We start from the raw sequence: 16,986 nt of genomic DNA, 5'->3' as shown, positions 1-16,986 counted from the left end.
TGTTTAACCGAAAGTAAAGGACGGTATAACAAATAGGACATCCTTGTCAGGATGTCCTATTTTGCTTATTAATGTTGATGGGAGTCTTTTGCTGGCCCAGCAGGCAAAACAGCAGGGATGATGCAAATAAGGATAGCGGCAGCTAGTCCTAAAATCGTTCCCTGTTTAGCATCGTATGAAACTCCGATCATGGAAGAAACAACATATACAGTCATATGCACTAATAAGAATGTCCAAAAAATTGCCCAAGCATAACGCATCGAATTTCACCTCATTCCACTACAATCATTTTTATCTTACCATAATTAATATACAGTTAAAACGTGTTTTTAATAATAACAATTAAATAATTCAATACATTAAATCATAGGGTAACTTTAAAAGCAATTAAGTTGGTACCAAAAGTCAATAAGGAAATTATAGGGACTCAATAATAAACAAAACCACCCCTGCTTGGTTAATTTAGGATAAGAAGTTAGGCGTTTCCACTGACCCTTTCTATTTTTCTTCATAAATTAATATAGTAGTAATATTCCTTAAAGGAGTTTGACCGATGGAACAACGAACTTTTCAAATTGATGACCAATGGAATATCGTCCATTATCCAGAACGGCCCAGTGGCTTTTCTATAATGGTAATTGGTGACCGAACCCATTTTGTCGAAAAAGACGGCAGCTTTTGGCTTCAGCATCCTGGCAGGTTTCGGATATTGGAATATTTAAAGGAATACGGATATACGCTATTTTCATCCAATTTTTACGGAGCCAACTGGGGCAGTCCAAAAGCACTGGACCTTTCCCTTAACCTATATATGCTCTTCATAAAAAAAGAAATAGTCAATCAAAGGGTTCATGTATTGGCAGAGGGGACAGGCGCACTCCTCGCTTTAAAATTAATGAATGAACTTGGAAGTAACATACGGTCAGTCGTATTGATCGATCCGGTTTTTTCCTTGAAAGCACAGCTTGAGAAGGAAAAGGATAATAAGTTTTTCTATAAAAAGTGGCTGTCGGAGGTTGCGGCTGCATATGAGCTCGACCCAGCAGAATGTGAACAGCATATTCTGGATGCTGAAAATCCAGTAATCGCGGAAAATATCCCTATGAAAGTGATTCAGGTTTTTGGAAGCATGCGGAAAGAGCAAGCCGAACTATATCGACAAATCCAGCTGGCTAGGAAAGCAGACTTGCAGCTAACATATTTATTGCCTGAAAAACGTTATAAAATCCCCTATCAAATACAGAAATTTTTCAATGAGAATGAAGAGTCTTTATGAGAATGGATATATTTTTACAATAGTTTGCATACGATACAGCATCTAAAAAAACTAGACGTGCCGGATGAAGTGGGCTTGATGGCATACGAGGAGGCTGTATTTATGCAAACATACATTGTCATTGGCACTTATCAATTTGTTGGTTTCTATGTGACTCAACATTTTTTGAACCAGGGTGAAGAAGTGATCGGAATTGATTGGACTGATTCAAAAGCAAACCAACATATTATTGAAGAAAAAGAACTTGAAATAGGCAGAAGTGCCAATTTTATATACTTTCCGATAAATAAGCTTAAATTATTGGATATTTCACAGGAGGACACTGTGTTCATATCTTGTTACGATTTCCAACAGGGAAAAATGGATAAACCCGATTCTCTTATAGGCGAAATCGTTTCCTTCATTGAAAAATGCAAAAAAAATGGCATGAATGAAACGCCAAATTTTGTTATTTTCATGCCGGTAGAAGAAGATGCGGGTATTTTTCAGCCGATATTAACCGCGATTCGTGGAATAGATTCTGCAAAAATCATATTTTTACCGACGATTTATGGACCTTGGCAATCGGAAGGCATGAGCTTTGAAGCCGGAATCAGTCAACTTGGACAGTCTGATATCAAAAAGGCAATTGCTCACGAATATACTGGTGATGCTCTCTTCATCACAGATTTTGTGCATGCATTGGAAGGGGTTCTTACTTCTTCTTCAGATAAGAACATCCAATTGTGCAGCAGCATAGATGATCACTGGGATAAATGTGCACAGTTAATATTTGGTGAAAGCATGGATTCATTAATGAGTAAATCCACAACCAAAATCAATAAAGGAACTATACTTGAAGTTCATAGTAAAATGGATCCGGCAGAAGGCGTTGCCTTACAAAGAAAACATAATAAACGATTAAACTTACTTAAAGAATGGAGAAAGCGTGATTAAAGTGATCAAGGATTGGAGTATATTTTGAAGGGGAAGCTACTTATTCACTAAATAAAAAACATTCTAATGTATGTAGAATATATGATCACAATTTGTGGTAAAGCACGGAAAATATAAAGGACAAATCTGTACATTTGCCTCTAACCAATATGTCTTGTACTATAATGTACAAGGATAGGAATGAACATCAATTGATATTCATTATTTTATGATTACGGCCTTTACGAAAGGGCCATGGACAATTATGATGGAATGGAGATTTCTTTGGGTTCCACTTAAATCAATTGATGAAAATTCAAATAGATAGGGGGAAACGAAAAATGAGTTCAGATAAAACGCTTGAATTTATGGGAATCGCTATGAAGTACTTCCCTGAAGCTAAAGCAAAGCTTGAAGCGAGCGGGATTCCATTCTCGATGGAGATGGCAGAGCCATTCATGGAGCTGTTTAAAAGCGTTATGCAAGAAGCTTATGAGCTAGGGAAACAAGATGCGCAGCGTTAATTAAAGGTAGGCTGTCCAGGTAAACGGGCAGCCTCATTTTTTATCCTTTCTTCAAGAACTTGGAAATTAATGGGTTCAGATTCATTTTATCGATGGCCGGTTTGTATTGACCGTATAAGCCCATTAATGTTTCAACGCTCTGCATCAATTGAATGTAATCAACCTGCGAATCCTCATTCGCAGGCTCAGGTTCAAGTTCAAATTCAAGTTCCTCTTTCTTGCCAAACATCAAATTCGAAAAATGATCATCCTGGCTTCTCTGATTGTTGTTGCGATTGAAGATGTCCACGCTAATCTCCCCCTTTTCTCATTTAATAATAATGTATGTCCCTAAAATCCCATTGGCATAGGCACTTGTCCAACTTGGGAAACAGATTCTTTTAGACTTTAAAATTGTTAGCTCTTGCAAGGAGGTGTTTTTTTATATAAAATTAGTACCAGGTAATAATAGATGCTTATAATAACTCATTAAAATATAAGGGGATGGCAAAATGAATGCTGGAATATTAGGTCTTGGCCGCTACTTACCCGATAAAATCGTTACAAATGCGGATTTAGAGAAAATTATGGACACTTCTGACGAGTGGATTCGTACTAGAACAGGTATCGAGGAAAGAAGAATTGCCAATGATGAAATAAATACTTCCGATATGGCTTATGAAGCTGCAAAAGCTGCATTGGAAAATGCGGAAATTTCAGCGGAAGAAATAGATTTAATTCTTGTAGCTACTGTGACACCGGATCAGTCGTTTCCTACTGTCTCTTGTATGATTCAAGAGAAATTGGGAGCAAAGAAGGCTGCTGCAATGGATGTAAGTGCGGCATGTGCTGGCTTTATGTATGCAATGATCACCGCACAGCAATTTATTCAGACAGGTGCATATAAGCATGTGTTGATAGTCGGTGTCGAAAAGCTATCAAGAATAACCAATTGGGAAGACCGCAATACTGCTGTTCTCTTTGGTGATGGAGCAGGTGCAGCTGTACTTGGCCCTGTTGCGGAAGGTAAAGGGATCCTTTCCTTCGAATTAGGGGCAGATGGAACTGGTGGACAGCACTTATTACAGGATGGAGATTTTATTCATATGAATGGACGTGAAGTTTTTAAATTTGCTGTCCGTCAGATGGGGGAATCCAGCCTGAGTGTACTTGATAAAGCCGGATTGACGAAAGAAGATGTGGATTTACTTGTACCACATCAAGCGAACATTCGGATTATGGAAGCTTCAAGAGAACGTTTAGGTCTGCCGATTGAAAAAATGACAAAAACGGTTCATAAATATGGAAATACCTCTTCAGCGTCGATTCCTATTGCCCTAGTGGAAGAAATGGAAGCAGGAAGAGTCAAGGACAATGACCTAATCATCATGGTTGGTTTTGGTGGAGGTCTCACTTGGGGAGCAATCGCTCTAAGATGGGGTAAATAAAAGAAGAAGAAAAAAGTACGAGCTTTAAAATAGAAAGGAGCCATTTCTAATGACTAATCGCCGTGTAGTTGTAACAGGTATTGGAGCAATTTCCCCAGTTGGTAATGATGCAGAAACTGGATGGAAGAATATAATCGAGGGAAAATCGGGGGTAGGGCCATTAACACGCTTGAATGCCGAAGAATATCCCGTTAAAGTGGCAGCTGAAATAAAGGACTTTGATATTGAGACATATATCAACCGTAAAGATGCACGCAAGATGGATCGTTTTACTCATTATGCAATTGCTGCATCTGTAATGGCATATAATGATAGTAAACTGGAGATAACTGATGAAAATGCTGCTCGTGTCGGAGTCTGGATCGGGTCTGGTATCGGTGGGCTTGAGACACTTGAGACACAACATGAAAACTTTTTAAACAAAGGGTATAAGCGGGTGAGCCCATTTTTCGTACCAATGATGATTCCGGACATGGCAGCTGGCCAAGTATCTATCTTACTTGGTGCTAAAGGAATAAATTCATGTACTGTAACAGCCTGCGCAACAGGAACAAATTCAATTGGTGATGCGTTTAAAGCGATTCAGCGGGGCGATGCCGATGTGATGATCACAGGTGGAGCAGAAGCACCAATCACAAAAATGTCGGTTGCAGGCTTCTGTGCAAATACGGCTTTATCGACTAATCCTGATCCTCAGACTGCGAGCCGTCCTTTTGATGTGAATCGTGATGGATTCGTAATTGGAGAAGGAGCGGGAATTATCGTTCTCGAAGATTTGGAACATGCATTGAACAGAGGAGCAAAGATTTATGCGGAAATAGCTGGTTATGGCTCAACTGGGGATGCCTTCCATATTACGGCTCCGGCTCCTGGTGGAGAAGGAGGGGCAAGAGCAATGAAAATTGCCATTGAGGATGCAGGCTTGAGCCCGGAAGAAATCCAATATGTAAATGCCCATGGAACAAGTACACCTTACAATGATAAATATGAAACGATGGCAGTCAAAGAAGTCTTTGGCGACCATGCTTATAAACTTGCAATAAGCTCTACTAAGTCCATGACTGGCCATATGTTAGGTGCAGCAGGTGGAGTAGAAGCTATATTCACGATTCAAGCAATCAGGGACAGTATTCTGCCTCCTACCATCAATATTGAAACACCAGACCCTGAGTGTGATTTGGACTATGTTCCGAATCAAGCAAGAAAATTGGAAATCAGTGCCGCCATCAGCAATTCACTTGGATTCGGTGGACATAACGCAACCATTCTTTTCAAGAAATATCAATAATTAAAGGGAGAGCAGATTCTTTTGGAATCTGCTCTTTTTGTGTAGATGAAAGGGGGTTCTATCTAACTGTTAAATCAAAGTAGATTGGAACGGGTGTACGAGACTCCTGTGGGAATATGGGGAAGGGTGGCCCCGCAGGCACAAAGCGAGTGCATGGAATGGAAATTAACTACCATCCTCAAAAAACTGTAGTCAAACTCCATTATTATCGAGTTTGCCTGCAGTCTGAGAGCAGATTCTTCAGGGATCTGCTCTTTTTGTGTGGAAAACATACAAGGAAATAATATGTGTCAACCGCCTTTTATTAATCATACGATAGTCAAAAGGAGCGGGGGTGTATGGGAATTGGGAGTTATTTCAACAAATGAATGGTTGAAGGAAGATTTCAACCGTCCGATCAAGATGATGGAAAGACTCAAAGGTACATTCAACTATACGCTTGATGCGGGTATGATCTATCAACACTTATTGAAGCACGGCATGTATTCGCCAAATCAAAAAACGAAACTCACTTGGGAAGACTTAAAAGAAAATAATGTTTGGAAAAAAACACAAAGCCTGTTTACTTCTTATAAAAAGCTATGGGGAGGTCCTGATGTTCCCATATATATTTTTCCGCTCATGTCTTCAGGTATGTGGAAGAAAACGGTTGAAACGAAGTCAGGGTTGGCATTTAAAGATAAACTATTCCTTTTTTATGATAAGGGGATAGCTGAAAAGGAAATGGAAGCGCTATTGATTCATGAATATCATCATGTTTGCCGCCTGCATCTTTTGAAAAAAGAACAAAAAGAATTTACACTTCTTGATACGATGATCATGGAAGGACTGGCTGAAAGAACAGTGGAGAAATATTTAGGAGCTAATTACTTAGCGAAATGGACTAAGTTATATCAGGAAGATAAACTGCGGGAATTTTGGAGCAAGCATCTAGAAGAAAAGCACATGATAAAGCGTACAGATCCTCAACATGATGTTCTTCTGCTTGGAACGAAAGGGTTTCCATATATGCTGGGATACTGTAGTGGCTATTACTTGGTGAAGAACTTTGAAAAGCTCTCCGTGAAAAAATCATTCATCATTCAATCTGAAGAATTCTTATCAAAAAAGAACTAATATATACGTTCTTTTTTTCTTAATCTGTTTTCTAGAATAGGAATAAATTGTCTGGTTCCTGCCTATACTGAGTGACAAACAGAAATTTGTTTAAGTGAGGGATGAATGATGCTATATCTTCATGATGTATGGGTTAACTGGTTTGAAGGAGAAGAAAACGGCTATAATATTTGTCATTTTCATGAATGGAGGAAGGATGATGGGATTGAACTACTAGATCAAGTTCCTTTGTTGAAAGTGTCATCAACATTGTTCCACTACATAGAAAACGACTTATCGGAATTACCTAAGCCATTGCTAAATGATGTGTATCAAAAAGCATATGCAAGGAAAAATCATGAACGAATTCAGCTTGACTATTGTTTTATCGTTACTGATGGAAATGGAATTCTGGCTGTTGATACGATAGGTTATCATATTCCGATTAGGAAAAGCAGAATAATTCCCCGGCAGGAGCAAATTGTTTACGACATGATTGAAAACCAGGATGAGATGGATTACACCTTTACTGAAAAACCTGCATCTGAGAAAGAATATCATATTTTATCGCCGTCTCCCTTATTCATGAATGGGTTGACAAGAAAAGAAAGACAGTTGAAGCAATTACTATTCATGGCCATGGACCAGTTATTTACGGCGAAAAACACCGCTGAAATTCGCTATTGGTATACTGAGTGGGCTCCTGAAAAATATGAGAGCATTCAAGAAATGGATTTTCAAATAGCTTGGCTTGAGTTATATGAAGAAATGAAGGAAGGCTGGTCAGAGAAGCACCTTCAACTTTGTGAAAACTTGGTGAAGGGCCAGCCTTTTTTTGAAAAGCTTTGGCAAGTGGAGGCTGGCGATAGTCCATCGATATTATAGTGGAAATGAAAATTTGAATGAACAAAAGAAAAGACGATCCGATGAGGATCGTCTTTTTCTTTTATCTCTTTCTGCCAAGTCCCATGCCATTATACATTTTTCTGATCATTTTATTGGCTTCCTTGTTCGCTTTTTCTGCACCATGGTCAAGAATTTCATCCAATTCAGGCGAATCGATCAATTCATTATAGCGTTCCTGGATTGGGAGGATTTCTCCTAGGACCACTTCAGCCAAATCACTTTTAAAGTCGCCGTACCCTTTCCCTTCATACATCTCTTCTATTTCTGAATAGCTTTTTCCACTGAAGATGGAGTATATCGACATCAAGTTGGAAACACCGGCCTTGTTTTCCTTATCGTAACGGACAATACCTTCAGAATCGGTTACTGCGCTCTTGATGTTTTTTTCAATTTGCTTCGGATCATCCAATAGGGCAATCGTCGCCTTTTTGTTAGGATCTGATTTACTCATTTTCTTGGTTGGTTCTTGAAGGGACATGATACGTGCCCCCTCTTTAGGAAGGCTGATTTCCGGGATTTTGAAAATGTCGTTGTGCTTTTTATTGAATCTTTCAGCCAAATCTCGTGTCAATTCAAGGTGCTGTCTTTGATCTTCCCCGACAGGAACAACATCTGTACTGTAAAGGAGGATGTCGGCAGCCATCAGCGGCGGGTATGTAAGAAGTGCTGCAGATACTCCTTCTTTGCCAGCGGATTTGTCTTTGAATTGTGTCATTCTCTCAAGCTCACCAATGTAGGATATACTTTGTAAAATCCAGCCTGCCTGAGCATGGGCAGGTACTTCTGATTGAATGAAGATGGTATTTTTTTCAGGATCAAGACCAATGGCCAAATATAAAGCGGCTAATGATTTAATGCTTTTCCTTAGCTTTAGGCGATCTTGTGGAACTGTAATTGCATGCTGGTCAACTATACAAAAAAAACACTCATATTCATTTTGTAAGTTAACGAATTGTTTCATGGCTCCGATGTAATTTCCTAATGTAACGGAACCGGATGGCTGAATGCCGGAGAAAATCCTTTTCAACTGCTAGTCACTCCTCTAATTGCGTTTATTGATAAATGGATATTCGTTCTTCATTATTGTAAGGATAAATAGAAAATGAATCCACTTTCTTTGAAAGAAATGTGCGGTGCTCCCATGATAGGAAACGCTCATTTAAATCTTGTGGAGGGCCGTTTTGTCCTGTATCGATGACATTTTTGAGAATTCGAATTGTCCACTATATCTGTATTTTAGCATTTATTCATATTAAATGTATAATCGAAACGGCAATCAAGCCAATGGAACCGTAAGTTTTCTTTTAAGTGTTAATTTGGTCATCCAAGTTTTAAACCCAGCTACCTTTACATTAGAAGTTTAACGGGGTTTCTTCATTTTGCTTTGATTGGCTCAGTCTTTTTTGAACCTGTTTCTAATTGGTTTTGTTAAGACTAGACCATGTGGGTTATTGTAGACTTTTGGGAATGAATAATCTATAGTAGTTAGTACATTAACTGCTAAGAAGGTGAGTTTATGGAAGACAAGGCGATTATCGAATTGCAAAAGCATGGATTTTCTAAATACGAGTGTAAGGCCTACATTGGTCTATTGAAATCACCCGCCATCACTGGCTATGAACTAAGTAAACGTTCTGGCGTCCCGAGGTCAATGATTTATGAGGTATTGGGTAAATTGCTTGATAAAGGAGCAATTCATACTGTTCCCTCCGATCCGATTGTCTATAAACCCGTTGATCCAAAACAATTGCTTTCTCGTCTTAAAGAAGAGATGAATATGTCATTTGAATTGTTAGAATCATCTCTTACAGTTTTAGAAAGTGATCAAAAAATTGACGTCGTTACGAGAATTGTCGAGTACGAGCATATTGTTCAAGAAATGGTCTCGATGATTCGATCCGCAGAAAAAGAGATTTGGCTATCAATTTGGGCTCCTGCGGTAAAAGATATTGAAAAGGCTGTGAGAGAGAAAGAAGGCTCGATATCGATTTTCACGGTTTTATTTGGAGCTGAGAATGAGACATTGGGTCATACCTACCATCATAACTACATGGCCCCAGACATTGTGAGCAAACGAATGGGCGGATATTTGACTATTCTTGTTCGAGATGAGGAAGAAGCGCTGATTGCTAAATTTAGCGATAGAGGTTCTGAGTGGGCTGTGAAGTCAACAGATCCTGCTCTCGTCCTAATTGCTACTGAATATATTAGGCACGACATTATGGTAGAAGAAATTACAAATGCATTCGGTCCTGAAAAACTAGATGAGTTATGGAAAGCGCGAGAAGATTTAATTCATGTAATGACAGGAAAAAACAGCCTAAAATAAAGCTGTTTTTTTATCACAAAAAATAATAGTAGTTATAATAATAACCACTTAGGGGGGGTTAAATGTTTGCCAAATTAAAGTTTGCCATCTCCATGGCCATATTCGGTTCAGTAGGTCTATTTTCAGAAAAAACAGGTCTGCAATCGATTGAACTAGTTTTTGTACGTTGCCTATGTGCAAGTATTCTTTTAGGAACAATATGGGGAGGGAGTACTTTAAAAACACAAGGAATAGGAAAAATTTCCATTCCTCGAAAGGAGTATTTACTTGCCTTATTATGCGGTTTATTCCTTATCATAAATTGGGTGTTTTTCTTCCGTTCTTTAGAGGTAATGCCTATTACTGTGGCTGTATCGATTTATCATTTAGCACCCGTTATTGTACTTCTCTTAGGATCCGTTATTTTTAAAGAGAAAATAACAAAAATGGGATTGGTCTTTTTCTTTGTTTGCTTTTTGGGAACATTGTTAGTCGGCGGAATTCATCAACATACAACGATGACCGGATTTTTATCCACTGGTGTTTTATGGGCGTTTGCAGCAGCATTCTTCTATGCACTTACTTCAATCATGGGAAAGGGAATTCAAATACTTAGCCCGTTGTTAACAACCGTTATTCAAACGACTCTGGGTGTTTTATTATTGATTCCGTTAGTTGAATGGTCAAATTTTGTGCATCTTACCTTTGAGAATTGGCTTTATATACTTGTTACAGGATTTATTCATACAGGATTTGTGTTTTATTTGTTTTTCAGCAGTTTACGGGAATTAAAGGCTCAAACAATTGCTATTTTAGTCTTTATTGATCCGATAATCGCAATCTTACTGGATGTTACGATTTTGAACTACCATCCTGATGTCTATCAGCTACTCGGAATTTTTCTAGTGTTTGTTGGGATCAGTTATTCTCCAAAAGATGAAAGAATTTTAGAGAAAACGTAAATTGTTCGCTTAAACTTATCATGAAGTTTGAGGTATGAAATGTCATGCCAAAATATGGGTATCTAATCCAGAAACTTAGGTATGTTTATGTGACCCTTTTTTCCATTCACACAAAATATGTACAAAAAAAGTGCGAAATAATTAAAAAGTTACACAATAGAACGGATTTTCCGTTTTTTTTGTGATATGGATGAAATGAGTGGTTCAAGGAAAATCAAACCGATTAACATATTTCACAATGAGCAGACCATTTTAGGGAAGGATAAACACAAGGGAATACAGGAGTGTTGAACGTATTCTTAAAGTTGAAATTTTGTAAGGCAGGTTTTTTAATTATTTATAATATATAGGAGTAAAGTTAAATGGTTGTGGTATTAAAGAAAGGGGTCTATTATATTGTTGAATATGGATGACTGATGGCGAATGGGGTGGAGGATATGAAACCAATGAGTAAATGGCTGATGACAGGTATGTGCATATTCCTGGTTCAACAGCCTGTTCATGCACAGAGCATGAACGAAACTAGGCAGGTAGCATTAGAAAATAAAGAACTGCCAGTGAGTGCACCGCGGTTTGTTTTTGAATCGGGGTTAAAATTCGACTATCCGGATGCGGTGCGGGGAATATATGTGACCGCGCCCGCAGCGGGTGGCAATAAAATGAACGAACTTATTAAATATGTAGATGAAACCGATTTGAATGCTATGGTCATCGATATCAAGGATGACTTTGGGAACATTACGTATAAGACCGAAGATCCTGATTCCCCATATGCTGGGATTGGTAAAGACTACATAAAAAATCCAAAGGCAATGCTGAAAAAACTTGAGGATAAACACATTTATCCGATAGCAAGGGTGGTTGTCTTTAAAGACTCCCTTCTGGCTAAAGAGAAGCCTGAATTGTCATATTTAAATGGTGAAAAAGTATGGAAAAATGGTCGTGGGGAAGCCTTCGTTAACCCATTCTTAAAAGAGGTGTGGGATTATAATGTTGGCATTGCCATCGAAGCGGCAAAGGTGGGTTTTAAAGAAATTCAATTTGACTATGTCAGGTTTCCAGAAGGGTTCGAAAATAAAGAAGACGATTTGAAATATGATATGGGTGAATATGATGAAGCGAAAGTAAGTCATTCAGCTAAAAGGGTTCAGGCAGTGACTGATTTCGTAAGTTATGCGAAGAAACAACTGAAGCCTTACGGGGTGGATGTGTCAGTTGATATTTTTGGATATGCGGCTACATTGCCTGAAGCTCCCGGGATTGGCCAAAACTTCACTAAAATCTCAGAGAATGTAGATGTAATTTCCTCAATGATCTATCCAAGTCATTGGACATCTTATTTTGGCATCGATAAACCAGACTTGGAACCATATGATCTTGTTAAGGAATATGCGAAATTGGAGAATGGGAAGCTGAAGGAATTAAAAACGCCACCTACTTCCAGACCCTGGCTTCAAGATTTCACTGCTTCGTATTTAGGAGAGGGAAATTACCAAAAGTATGGTAAGGAAGAAGTGGAAGCCCAAATAAAAGCGTTAAATGATAATGGGATAGATGAGTATTTATTATGGAATGCAGCCAATCGATATACAAGAGGAGTCGATTATACCCCATGAAAGATAGATGACCGTAAGGGAGATGCCTTTCGGTCATCCAATTTCTTTCTGAATTACCGCTTTTTATTCCCGCCAACTTGATTCCACCCTGACTGAATTCGTTTCGATTGATCAAAAATATGGGAGTGACGTTTCCCGCCAAACCATTTTTCGCCGATGCCATTCGTCACTACGCCATTAACAGCCGTAATGCCTATAACGCAAACCGCGACTAAAATAAAGTCCGTAAAGTAATTGATCATCAAAACCCTCCTAATAATATTTTCATGTTGTTTAAGTACTATTGTAGTGGAAAAGCAAAATTCTGGAAAGTATAAACTGGTAAAAGAGGAGATTAAATAATGAATTGGTATGAAAAATTAAATCAGTATTTCCCCATTGAAGAAATGAAATCCAAAGAGCATATAGAAGTTCTTTTAGAAGATAAGCAGGAAATATATAAAAAGGATGAAGGTCCAGACCATGTTTTATTGTATGTTGAAGGGGAAGAGTTTATATTCGTTGATTATCTATTTGTATCCAAGCAATCAAGGGGGCAGGGACTAGGAAGGAAATTGATTCAAAAATTGCAAAAAAAGCAGAAAACGATCTTGCTGGAAGTGGAACCAGTACAAGAACACGATGATGATACAATTAAAAGGCTGAAATTTTATAAAAGGGAAGGTTTCCAGCATGCCTCTTCAATTTCCTACAGCAGAAAATCGCTTGCCACCAAGGAGAATACTCCCATGGAAATCTTATATTGGCCGGCAAATCCATCTGTTGATGAAGAAGACGTTTTTGACTTCATGAAAGAGATTTATTCTGAAATCCATACTTACAAAGATGATGATCTTTATGGGAAATCATATCAAGATGTAGAGGATGTACTAAGCTTGAATGCAGGTCAGGAAACGGATATTTTTAAAGAGGTGCAAATTTAAGGAAAAGGGTCGGTTGTTTCACCGGCCCTTTTTGTGCATTTTTTTCGGCAAATGAATATCTTTAAATTCTTGCAAGGTAGATTGTTCCACTTATTAACGATTCACTCCAATTACCACTTTTACTTTTGGGATTATATGTGCTAAAAGAATGGTTTTTCTTGTAAAAGAAGGAATTTGCATTTTGTTAAAGAAAATATATTTACATGATCTTGTTTATTGACAAGGAATGGGGGGTAAATAAAAGTAACGAACTAATAAAAATAATATGAGGGCCGATTGAGAGTTAAATGAGAATGGTAGCTAGGTATTTTCAATTAGAAAAAGTGGTTTTAATGTATTACATAAAAAAATGAAATAGCTATAGTACAGGCTAAACAAGAAGTTTTAAAGGATTTTTTCAAATTTCAAAAAGGGTATTCATTTTAAATAAATTAGTGTATAATAAGGAATATGAAATACTTAATTAAAATTATTTCAAATTAGAGTGGTACTTATGAATACTAATAGTAGATTTCCCCTCATAGATCACCGATTCTATATTTAGGGAGTGTGAGTAAACATGGTAACATTATATACATCACCTAGTTGTACTTCATGCAGAAAAGCAAAAGCATGGTTAGAGGAACATGAGATTGGATATAAAGAAAGAAACATTTTTTCAGAACCGTTAACGATTGATGAAATTAAAGAAATTCTTCGAATGACAGAAGATGGAACCGATGAAATCATTTCAACACGGTCAAAAACTTTCCAAAAGTTAAACGTAAATTTAGAGAGCCTGCCTCTTCAAGAATTATATAAATTGATCAAGGAAAATCCAGGTCTGTTGAGACGTCCAATTATCCTTGACGAGAAACGGCTTCAAGTGGGTTATAACGAAGATGAGATAAGACGCTTTTTACCACGTAAAGTTCGTACTTTCCAGTTACGAGAAGCACAACGTATGGTCAACTAATAAGGTCTTTCAAGCTCTGCCAGGAATTGTGCAGAGCTTTTTCTTTATACATAACCGCTTTTTTCGCCTGATGGAAACGTTAAAATCCGAAACATGTCCGATTTCATAGGCAAAAGCTGATGTGTGGGATTTCCGGGAATATCCTATAGTCAGCATCATTAAAAGATAAAAGAAGAATGTAATACATCATGCTGTGTATATAATAAGGCATAAACGGTAGTTCGATTAAATGTAAAGAAAGCACTGTGATAGTTGCATGCGGATGAATTTTTTTATAGAATGAATGGAATATTAGGCAAACAATTGTTTTTTAGATAAGTAATGTTTTTTATTTCCCTTCTTCAAGGTTTTGTCATAAAATGATGTAAAATAGTCTGTTTTTATGACTAACATGATTTACAGTATTCACTTACGGGTAAAGAGCTTTTAAGAGCAATTTTCGCTTGGGGGTTATTATCCCTTCAAAATGAGAAAGGAAGGGAGAGGGGAATCATGGAAATCGAACGCATTAATGACGATACAGTTAAATTTTATATTTCCTATATAGATATTGAGGAAAGAGGCTTCGATCGCGAAGAGATTTGGTACAGTCGTGAGAGAAGTGAGGAACTTTTTTGGGAAATGATGGATGAGGTGCACCAAGAAGAAGAATTCATGATTGAAGGACCTTTATGGATTCAGGTTCAAGCTCTTGAAAAAGGCTTGGAAGTTTTGGTCACAAAAGCTCAGCTTGCCAAAGATGGTCAGAAACTCGAGCTGCCTCTTTCGGATGATAAGTTAAAGGATTTGAATGTATCAGATAAGATGGATACACTTCTTGATCAACATTTTCATGGTAAGGATGAAGAAAGCGGAATGACATTCGAAGATGGTATGATTGAGTTCATTACGACTTTCGAGGATTTTGAAGATGTCATTTCATTAAGCAAGCGTCATGGCTTGGATGACTGGACGACAAAGCTTTATGTTTATCAAAATAAGTATTATCTTTATATCGAATTTTCCGAAGCGGAAATTGACGAGGAAGAAATCGATAATGTTCTAAGTCTTTTATTGGAATATAGTCAAGAGTCACCGATAACGGTGCACATGCTTGAAGAGTACGGAAAAATAGTTATAGAAAATGATGTATTCGCAACGGTCGATAAATATTTCGCTTAACTGTTGGGGCCGATTTCAGTAGAAATCGGCCCTTTCGCCCTAGAATGAATATGTTTACCTTAGGCAGGGAGTTTTTTTTCCTGTCTCCCTGTGTTGTTAATTGGAGGTAGTCTAGGTGAAGAATATAGTTGGCATCAGTCTGCTTTTTCTCTTGTTGGTCGGTCCTTGGTATTTTATTACAAATGAAGTCAATGGCGGGCTAATGTTTTATTCCAGCCTTATATTGACCCTTTTCTTGGCGATAACTGGGTTTGTGATTTTCCTGGAAAATCGAGATCCCATCCAGACCATAACGTGGCTTGTTGTTTTTGGTGCTTTCCCTTTCATCGGTTTAATATTTTACTTTTTGTTTGGCCGCAATTTCCGGAAAGAAAGGATATTTCGCAAGAAGTACTTTTTGGATAAGCAAAGATTCGTGAAAGTAAGCGGCGAATTGGAACATGATGATCGGATGAAGGAAATGGACGAGAACTCACAACTGTTATTCGCTCTTGCGAACAGGCTAGGAAATAGCCCTATTTCATTTACAACCGAAACCCGAATTTTAAGAAATGGAGACGAGACATTTTTCAATATCATCGAAGAAATAAAAAAAGCCAGACATCATATCCATTTAGAGTATTATATCGTTAGGGATGACCGGATCGGCGGTGTGTTAAAGGAAGTCCTGAAACAAAAAGCAAGAGAAGGGGTAGAAATCCGTTTTCTTTATGATGCGGTTGGTTCTTGGAAGTTGGCTCGCGCCTATATCAATGAACTGAAGAATGCTGGGGTCGAAATGGTCGCCTTTGGTCCGTTGCATCTCCCGTTATTAAATAATAAATTCAACTTTCGTAACCACCGGAAAATAATTGTGATTGACGGCTCCGTCGGTTTCATGGGAGGCCTCAATATTGGAGATGAATACTTGGGACATGATCCGAAATTCGGGTCTTGGCGTGATACACACCTTATCGTAAAGGGGGAAGCAGTCAGGACTTTACAACTTATATTTTTGCAGGATTGGTATTATAGCACCAATCATAGCTTTTTAACGGATGAGTATCTCTTGACTGGCAGCCAGCTTCATCATGAGCATGGCGGAGTACAATTGATTGGTGGCGGACCGGATAGTGAGTGGACGATCATTAAGAACATTTTTTTTAAGATGATTACTTCAGCTGAAAAGTCTGTCTGGATTGCCTCTCCCTACTTCGTTCCTGATGACGATATCTTTCAAGCATTGAAGGTGGCGGCTTTAAGTGGTTTGGATGTCAGGCTGCTCGTTCCAAAGAACCCCGATAAGCGTATTGTATTCCATGCTTCGAGAACCTATTTCTCCGAAATGCTCGCTTCGGGAGTTCGTATTTTCCAATATAATGAAGGCTTCATGCATAGCAAAATCATCATCGTTGATGACCGACTGGCTTCAATTGGGACAACCAATATGGATATGAGAAGCTTTCATTTGAATTTCGAAGTCAATGCCTTTCTCTACGGAACGGATAGTACCCAACAGCTGGTGAATGATTTTTTGGAAGATATAAAGGTATCCCAAGAAGTGGAGATTGATGCATTTTCCAAGCGGAATATCGGTTTGAAAGTACTGGAGTCCACTTGCCGATTACTTTCACCCCTTCTTTAATTGTAA

At 38.1% G+C, this 16,986-nt stretch carries 18 protein-coding genes; 14 read left to right on the top strand and 4 right to left on the bottom strand.

The window, feature by feature from the left end:
- Nucleotides 1-68 precede the first annotated feature (68 nt).
- A complete protein-coding gene (locus tag ACQKMH_RS13820) occupies nt 69-260 on the bottom strand; it encodes a YjzD family protein (protein WP_230158724.1) in 192 nt (63 codons plus the stop codon).
- Between the two features lie 293 nt (nt 261-553).
- Between ACQKMH_RS13820 and ACQKMH_RS13815 the strand changes: the two genes are divergently transcribed.
- The 3 genes from ACQKMH_RS13815 (at nt 554) to ACQKMH_RS13805 (ending at nt 2,715) form a co-directional block, all read left to right on the top strand.
- On the top strand, nt 554-1,276 hold the full coding sequence (locus ACQKMH_RS13815; protein ID WP_427588066.1) for a hydrolase: 723 nt from the start codon (nt 554-556) through the stop codon (nt 1,274-1,276).
- A 102-nt stretch (nt 1,277-1,378) separates the two neighbouring features.
- Entirely contained in the window at nt 1,379-2,212 is an 834-nt protein-coding gene (locus ACQKMH_RS13810) for a hypothetical protein (RefSeq protein ID WP_427588065.1), read from the top strand.
- A gap of 320 nt (nt 2,213-2,532) precedes the next feature.
- On the top strand, nt 2,533-2,715 hold the full coding sequence (locus tag ACQKMH_RS13805; RefSeq protein WP_034314525.1) for a ComZ family protein: 183 nt from the start codon (nt 2,533-2,535) through the stop codon (nt 2,713-2,715).
- Between the two features lie 40 nt (nt 2,716-2,755).
- Here the strand turns inward: ACQKMH_RS13805 and ACQKMH_RS13800 are convergent, their stop codons facing one another.
- Nucleotides 2,756-3,004: a hypothetical protein gene (locus ACQKMH_RS13800; protein ID WP_427588063.1), complete on the bottom strand. Its 249-nt coding sequence runs from the start codon at nt 3,002-3,004 to the stop codon at nt 2,756-2,758.
- Between the two features lie 202 nt (nt 3,005-3,206).
- On the opposite strand from ACQKMH_RS13800, the gene ACQKMH_RS13795 reads away from it, so the two are divergent.
- The 4 genes from ACQKMH_RS13795 to ACQKMH_RS13780 all read left to right on the top strand — a co-directional run bounded on the left by ACQKMH_RS13795 (nt 3,207) and on the right by ACQKMH_RS13780 (nt 7,410).
- The gene (locus ACQKMH_RS13795) at nt 3,207-4,142 is read left to right on the top strand and encodes a beta-ketoacyl-ACP synthase III (RefSeq protein WP_427588061.1); all 936 of its coding nucleotides are present in this window, start codon (nt 3,207-3,209) and stop codon (nt 4,140-4,142) included.
- A gap of 49 nt (nt 4,143-4,191) precedes the next feature.
- Nucleotides 4,192-5,430: a beta-ketoacyl-ACP synthase II gene (gene fabF / locus ACQKMH_RS13790; RefSeq protein ID WP_427588060.1), complete on the top strand. Its 1,239-nt coding sequence runs from the start codon at nt 4,192-4,194 to the stop codon at nt 5,428-5,430.
- Between the two features lie 345 nt (nt 5,431-5,775).
- On the top strand, nt 5,776-6,546 hold the full coding sequence (locus ACQKMH_RS13785) for a DUF2268 domain-containing protein (protein WP_427588058.1): 771 nt from the start codon (nt 5,776-5,778) through the stop codon (nt 6,544-6,546).
- A 108-nt stretch (nt 6,547-6,654) separates the two neighbouring features.
- Nucleotides 6,655-7,410 carry a YjbA family protein gene (locus tag ACQKMH_RS13780; RefSeq protein ID WP_427588512.1) on the top strand — a complete coding sequence of 252 codons (756 nt, stop codon included), beginning with the start codon at nt 6,655-6,657 and terminating at the stop codon, nt 7,408-7,410.
- Between the two features lie 61 nt (nt 7,411-7,471).
- Here the strand turns inward: ACQKMH_RS13780 and trpS are convergent, their stop codons facing one another.
- Complete coding sequence (gene trpS, locus ACQKMH_RS13775; protein WP_427588057.1) at nt 7,472-8,458, bottom strand: tryptophan--tRNA ligase; 987 nt, start codon at nt 8,456-8,458, stop codon at nt 7,472-7,474.
- Nucleotides 8,459-8,947: 489 nt separating this feature from the next.
- Between trpS and ACQKMH_RS13770 the strand changes: the two genes are divergently transcribed.
- The 3 genes from ACQKMH_RS13770 to ACQKMH_RS13760 all read left to right on the top strand — a co-directional run bounded on the left by ACQKMH_RS13770 (nt 8,948) and on the right by ACQKMH_RS13760 (nt 12,317).
- The gene (locus ACQKMH_RS13770; protein ID WP_427588055.1) at nt 8,948-9,760 is read left to right on the top strand and encodes a TrmB family transcriptional regulator; all 813 of its coding nucleotides are present in this window, start codon (nt 8,948-8,950) and stop codon (nt 9,758-9,760) included.
- Between the two features lie 62 nt (nt 9,761-9,822).
- On the top strand, nt 9,823-10,701 hold the full coding sequence (locus ACQKMH_RS13765; RefSeq protein WP_427588054.1) for a DMT family transporter: 879 nt from the start codon (nt 9,823-9,825) through the stop codon (nt 10,699-10,701).
- Nucleotides 10,702-11,171: 470 nt separating this feature from the next.
- Nucleotides 11,172-12,317 carry a putative glycoside hydrolase gene (locus ACQKMH_RS13760; protein WP_427588511.1) on the top strand — a complete coding sequence of 382 codons (1,146 nt, stop codon included), beginning with the start codon at nt 11,172-11,174 and terminating at the stop codon, nt 12,315-12,317.
- Between the two features lie 53 nt (nt 12,318-12,370).
- Here ACQKMH_RS13760 and ACQKMH_RS13755 read toward each other — a convergent pair whose 3' ends face one another.
- Entirely contained in the window at nt 12,371-12,559 is a 189-nt protein-coding gene (locus tag ACQKMH_RS13755; RefSeq protein ID WP_427588053.1) for a hypothetical protein, read from the bottom strand.
- A 99-nt stretch (nt 12,560-12,658) separates the two neighbouring features.
- Between ACQKMH_RS13755 and ACQKMH_RS13750 the strand changes: the two genes are divergently transcribed.
- The 4 genes from ACQKMH_RS13750 to cls all read left to right on the top strand — a co-directional run bounded on the left by ACQKMH_RS13750 (nt 12,659) and on the right by cls (nt 16,980).
- Nucleotides 12,659-13,240: a GNAT family N-acetyltransferase gene (locus ACQKMH_RS13750; RefSeq protein WP_427588051.1), complete on the top strand. Its 582-nt coding sequence runs from the start codon at nt 12,659-12,661 to the stop codon at nt 13,238-13,240.
- A gap of 559 nt (nt 13,241-13,799) precedes the next feature.
- Nucleotides 13,800-14,195 (top strand): transcriptional regulator SpxA, encoded by a 396-nt coding sequence (spxA, locus tag ACQKMH_RS13745; RefSeq protein WP_034314502.1) that lies wholly within the window; start codon nt 13,800-13,802, stop codon nt 14,193-14,195.
- 492 nt (nt 14,196-14,687) lie between these two features.
- Entirely contained in the window at nt 14,688-15,356 is a 669-nt protein-coding gene (mecA, locus tag ACQKMH_RS13740; RefSeq protein ID WP_427588050.1) for an adaptor protein MecA, read from the top strand.
- Between the two features lie 115 nt (nt 15,357-15,471).
- A complete protein-coding gene (gene cls / locus ACQKMH_RS13735) occupies nt 15,472-16,980 on the top strand; it encodes a cardiolipin synthase (RefSeq protein WP_427588048.1) in 1,509 nt (502 codons plus the stop codon).
- The last annotated feature ends 6 nt before the right edge of the window (nt 16,981-16,986 follow it).

It is taken from the genome of Peribacillus sp. NPDC097895 (assembly GCF_050277555.1).
Taxonomy (GTDB): Bacteria; Bacillota; Bacilli; order Bacillales; family DSM-1321; genus Peribacillus.
Note: the sequence above shows the minus strand (reverse complement) of the source record. Positions and strands in the feature narration are given on the sequence as shown.

Excerpts from the sequence above, each read along its gene's own strand:
- ACQKMH_RS13820 (WP_230158724.1), bottom strand. The coding sequence starts at position 260 with ATGCGTTATGCTTGGGCAATTTTTTGGACATTCTTATTAGTGCATATG.
- ACQKMH_RS13815 (WP_427588066.1), top strand. The coding sequence starts at position 554 with ATGGAACAACGAACTTTTCAAATTGATGACCAATGGAATATCGTCCAT.
- ACQKMH_RS13810 (WP_427588065.1), top strand. The coding sequence starts at position 1,379 with ATGCAAACATACATTGTCATTGGCACTTATCAATTTGTTGGTTTCTAT.
- ACQKMH_RS13805 (WP_034314525.1), top strand. The coding sequence starts at position 2,533 with ATGAGTTCAGATAAAACGCTTGAATTTATGGGAATCGCTATGAAGTAC.
- ACQKMH_RS13795 (WP_427588061.1), top strand. The coding sequence starts at position 3,207 with ATGAATGCTGGAATATTAGGTCTTGGCCGCTACTTACCCGATAAAATC.
- fabF (WP_427588060.1), top strand. The coding sequence starts at position 4,192 with ATGACTAATCGCCGTGTAGTTGTAACAGGTATTGGAGCAATTTCCCCA.
- ACQKMH_RS13780 (WP_427588512.1), top strand. The coding sequence starts at position 6,655 with ATGCTATATCTTCATGATGTATGGGTTAACTGGTTTGAAGGAGAAGAA.
- ACQKMH_RS13770 (WP_427588055.1), top strand. The coding sequence starts at position 8,948 with ATGGAAGACAAGGCGATTATCGAATTGCAAAAGCATGGATTTTCTAAA.
- ACQKMH_RS13765 (WP_427588054.1), top strand. The coding sequence starts at position 9,823 with ATGTTTGCCAAATTAAAGTTTGCCATCTCCATGGCCATATTCGGTTCA.
- ACQKMH_RS13760 (WP_427588511.1), top strand. The coding sequence starts at position 11,172 with ATGTGCATATTCCTGGTTCAACAGCCTGTTCATGCACAGAGCATGAAC.
- ACQKMH_RS13755 (WP_427588053.1), bottom strand. The coding sequence starts at position 12,559 with ATGATCAATTACTTTACGGACTTTATTTTAGTCGCGGTTTGCGTTATA.
- ACQKMH_RS13750 (WP_427588051.1), top strand. The coding sequence starts at position 12,659 with ATGAATTGGTATGAAAAATTAAATCAGTATTTCCCCATTGAAGAAATG.
- spxA (WP_034314502.1), top strand. The coding sequence starts at position 13,800 with ATGGTAACATTATATACATCACCTAGTTGTACTTCATGCAGAAAAGCA.
- mecA (WP_427588050.1), top strand. The coding sequence starts at position 14,688 with ATGGAAATCGAACGCATTAATGACGATACAGTTAAATTTTATATTTCC.